This is a genomic window from Halorubrum sp. CBA1125, assembly GCF_009742825.1.
Lineage (GTDB): Archaea > Halobacteriota > Halobacteria > Halobacteriales > Haloferacaceae > Halorubrum.
Map to the genome: position 1 here is coordinate 1 of NZ_WPCE01000252.1, position 3,425 is coordinate 3,425.

At 50.4% G+C, this 3,425-nt stretch carries 3 protein-coding genes and 1 pseudogene; 1 reads left to right on the forward strand and 3 read right to left on the reverse strand.

Annotated elements, in window-relative coordinates; all coding sequences use genetic code 11:
* On the forward strand, positions 1–461 hold a 461-nt coding region (locus GJ633_RS17330), incomplete at its 5' end, for a hypothetical protein (protein WP_231741384.1).
* A 111-nt stretch (positions 462–572) separates the two neighbouring features.
* On the opposite strand, the pseudogene GJ633_RS15160 reads toward GJ633_RS17330, so the two are convergent.
* The 3 genes and pseudogenes from GJ633_RS15160 to GJ633_RS15170 all read right to left on the reverse strand — a co-directional run bounded on the left by GJ633_RS15160 (position 573) and on the right by GJ633_RS15170 (position 2,874).
* Positions 573–1,395: pseudogene (locus tag GJ633_RS15160) on the reverse strand (IS5 family transposase).
* A gap of 55 nt (positions 1,396–1,450) precedes the next feature.
* Positions 1,451–2,266 carry a nucleotidyl transferase AbiEii/AbiGii toxin family protein gene (locus GJ633_RS15165; protein ID WP_197431371.1) on the reverse strand — a complete coding sequence of 272 codons (816 nt, stop codon included), beginning with the start codon at positions 2,264–2,266 and terminating at the stop codon, positions 1,451–1,453.
* Complete coding sequence (locus tag GJ633_RS15170) at positions 2,260–2,874, reverse strand: hypothetical protein (protein ID WP_156589469.1); 615 nt, start codon at positions 2,872–2,874, stop codon at positions 2,260–2,262. The genes GJ633_RS15165 and GJ633_RS15170 overlap by 7 nt, the downstream gene beginning before the upstream one ends.
* Positions 2,875–3,425: the final 551 nt, after the last annotated feature.

Below are 3,425 nucleotides of genomic sequence, written 5' to 3' on the forward strand. Positions count from 1 at the left end.
TAGAGACGCCGATAACCCTTTCTTTGGGTATCACACCCCCGTTCACTTCGTATTTGGGCGATAGCCAATCGGACGAAAATCAACTCGTTCTCGTTCCTGATGTCCCCGAAGACGAGAGTCCAATTGATTGGCTGGGTGAGGGGGATCCAATTCCGACCAGTCCCGAAAATGGATGCTGGAATGTAACTCAAGATCTGCAGGTGGAAGAACTCGGAATGGATACGGAACTTGATGGGGGAGATACCAGTAGCCAGCAATACGATGTGTACGGGTATCAAAACGAATCCTGTCCTTCGTCCGGTGAATATCAATTCAAAGAGACCGTAAGCCTTCGCCGCGGACAGCCATCGGACGACACATCCGAACATATGGCGGAACTCGGATTCGAGGTAACGCTTGACGAAGACCAGTCTCTCTCGGTTGAGAAAGACTCCCCAGCCGTCAAAGCAGCCGAAGATTGAACGAGTGACTTGGGTCATTCAAGCTGTTGAAACAGTGATTCAGTCGAAGCTCTTCTCATGACGCATATTTCTCAGTAAGACTGCTGTTGATTGCTACTTTGTATCGACCGCTCAGAGTGATCGGTCTACATTATGAATGAGACATGCGATAGTGAGTTCACGGAACTGTTTCCACCACCGTCGTGATCGAACGAACGCACCATACTTCCGCTTGAGCGTTGAGTTGACAGTCTCGGATTGACTCCGCTGGCCGTAGAGATCAGTGTCTAAGCGTGCGTTCCATGCTTGGTGGAGTGACGTGAACTCACGGTGCTTGATCAGTGGGCGAACCTCGTGTTGCCGGGGCAAGCTGCCTGATTTTCTCGTCATCGTAGCCTTTGTCACCGAGAAGGATGTCGATATTCCCGGGGTTTCGTTTGATCAAGGACGGAGCAATCTGGCTATCGTGTTTCCGAGTTGTCGTCACGTGCAAATCGAGAATCGCGTTTACTTTCGCATCGACCAGCAACGTCACCTTGAGCTGCTGGATCGTGAGTTCGGCTCGTTTCGTGTAGTGTTTCGAAGCGTGACTGCGGTCAAACCCTGACGCATCAACTCCAACAACTCCACTCGTCGGAAGTAGCGTCGCTGAGAGAGTCAATAAGACACGCCATACGACCATATCAAGTCGATTGAACGCCTTACAGAGCGTTGATGGCGTAGGAAGTTCAGCTAACCCGAGAGCGCGACGGATGCGTGGCATCTCGATCAGTTCGTCAAGCAGGCCACGGTAGGTCGTGTTCTTCCGAACTTTGAGACAGAGCAGAACAACGTGCTGCGGGAGTGTATAGCGGTGTTTGGAAAACTTCGAGGAGTACCGAGAGACGGCTCGGCGTGCCAGATGGATCGCCTTCTCAGTAAACCGGAGTAGCTGCGACTTCGGGAGGGCCTTCATTTTGTCAAATTACACGGCGAACATGTAACTCTCTGAGGATTTCAACAGAGCCGCTCTAACGCAATAGCCGCTTAATTGAATCAGCGATGAGCTGTTGATCAATCATGAGAAGCTGAGCGGCGTCCTCAAATACGGTTTCGTCTATCGCATCCTCAAGTCGACCCAAATCAGAATCAGATACGAACTCTAATACATCTGTTTTCATCTCATTGTAGTCTTTAATGTACCAGAGTAAGGCGTGAAGATCAGCGACATCTTTCACTCGTTTATGACTCTTATCTCGATCTGGAAGTGAGCGGATCTTCATCGCAGCCAGTAACTCCGGGGGAACAATCTCTTTCTCATTGGAGGGCAACCACGAAACATACTCCGACAATGGTTCGCCCCTGTCGTCTTCGAATACCGGTTCGAGAAGCGGTTCAGCCGGCGGCATAAACCCGAACACGTCACGGAAAACTTCCAACTCTACGGTGTCCGGAATCACATCAACGTAGACCTGAAACACTTCATGCATCGAATACTCATTAGCCTGATCTTCGCCGATCCGTTCCTGACTATCACGGAGAAAGTTCTGAACGAACCCGAACCGGCTCTTCGTATATCCGAAGTCTTCAATAGCTGAGATAGATTCTCCAACCGGTGTCTCCGACAGTTCTTCAGCTCCCCAACCGGAGTCAACATGGACTCCAAGATCGATGTCTCGTGATCCGATGTACTCACGGCCATGCTCAGACTGGAACCCGGGGTTAACATGGAGGTGGACCGCCCAACCGCCGAGCAAGCAGACCGGTGGTTCCGCAGCCTCAAAAACGGTCTGAAGCTCCTGCTCGGACAGTTCCGTTACCTGTGGAACATAGTACTGTCTTACCACTGTTGCTCACCGTGGTACGAGTCAATGAGCTTGTCTGCGGCTTCCTCGCACGGTCCTCCTTCTGCAAGTAGGTCCAGAATCAACTGGGGTATGGAAACAGTTGAGAAATTGTCAACCGTCTGTTGATTGTAGAATACGTGGTCGTCGAGAACCCGGATACGGGTATTCCCTCCACCTAACAAGCCTTTTTCCTCAACGATTTCAAGCCACTCATTAGTCTCATCCGGAGCAATGTAGTAGTCCGTTGTTGAGGTGAAGAGAAATCCTTGATGCAAATTTTCGGCTTGATACGTCGTCAAACCATACTGTAAATTGGTATCTGTAAGTAACTCCATCGGCTGCTGGAGAGACACCTCAACTTGACTCGGTTCAATACGCTGCTTTAACCACGCCTGGTACAGTCCTTTCAGGTCCACAATCTCCGTCCCCTTGACCAAACCTCTTTCTTCGAGTTTTTCGGTGTACTGCCGGGTCCAGGGCTCAGATGTCTCTGCAAGCTTCGCCACCCGATACTTTGTCAACTCTTCTCCTGAATGATTCAACAGAACTCGGATAATTCGCTCCTTATTGAATCCGCGTTCTCGATCCGGTCTCTCCAACAACGCCATAATACATTGGTAAACACAGATGGTTAAATACTTAACCAATGCATTGGCTCACCTCGATATTTAAATTCCTAACCACGGTGTCAACAAAGTGAACATCTCACATCACCTACCCTTCTATTCCATAGAACGAATGAGTTAGCCTATCTGAAACGTCCTCGCACGATTCACTTTTAATTCTCACACTGGGTTTTCTGGCCATTTCTATAGCTATGTACCACTATACTGCGGTAGGCTTAGAAGCATATTTTAATCCCGTACTGGGTTTTCTCCTCGTCTCGACAGCAAGAGCAACAGCGTCGTCTCGGTGCCCGCCATGTTTCAATCCCGTGGTGGGTTTTCTCCTCGTCTCGACGACCGCGCGAACACGGACATGGACATCCCGGCTCGGTTTCAATCCCGTGGTGGGTTTTCTCCCCGTCTCGACGTGGTCCGTCCGATCGGTGAGCGAGATATCCAATTGGTTTCAATCCCGTGCTGGGTTTTCTCTCCGTCTCGACCCGAAGCGGAACCTGCGCGTCGCGTTCGGCGAGTATGTTTCAATCCCGTGCTGG

Excerpts from the sequence above, each read along its gene's own strand:
- GJ633_RS15170 (WP_156589469.1), bottom strand. The coding sequence starts at position 2,874 with ATGGCGTTGTTGGAGAGACCGGATCGAGAACGCGGATTCAATAAGGAG.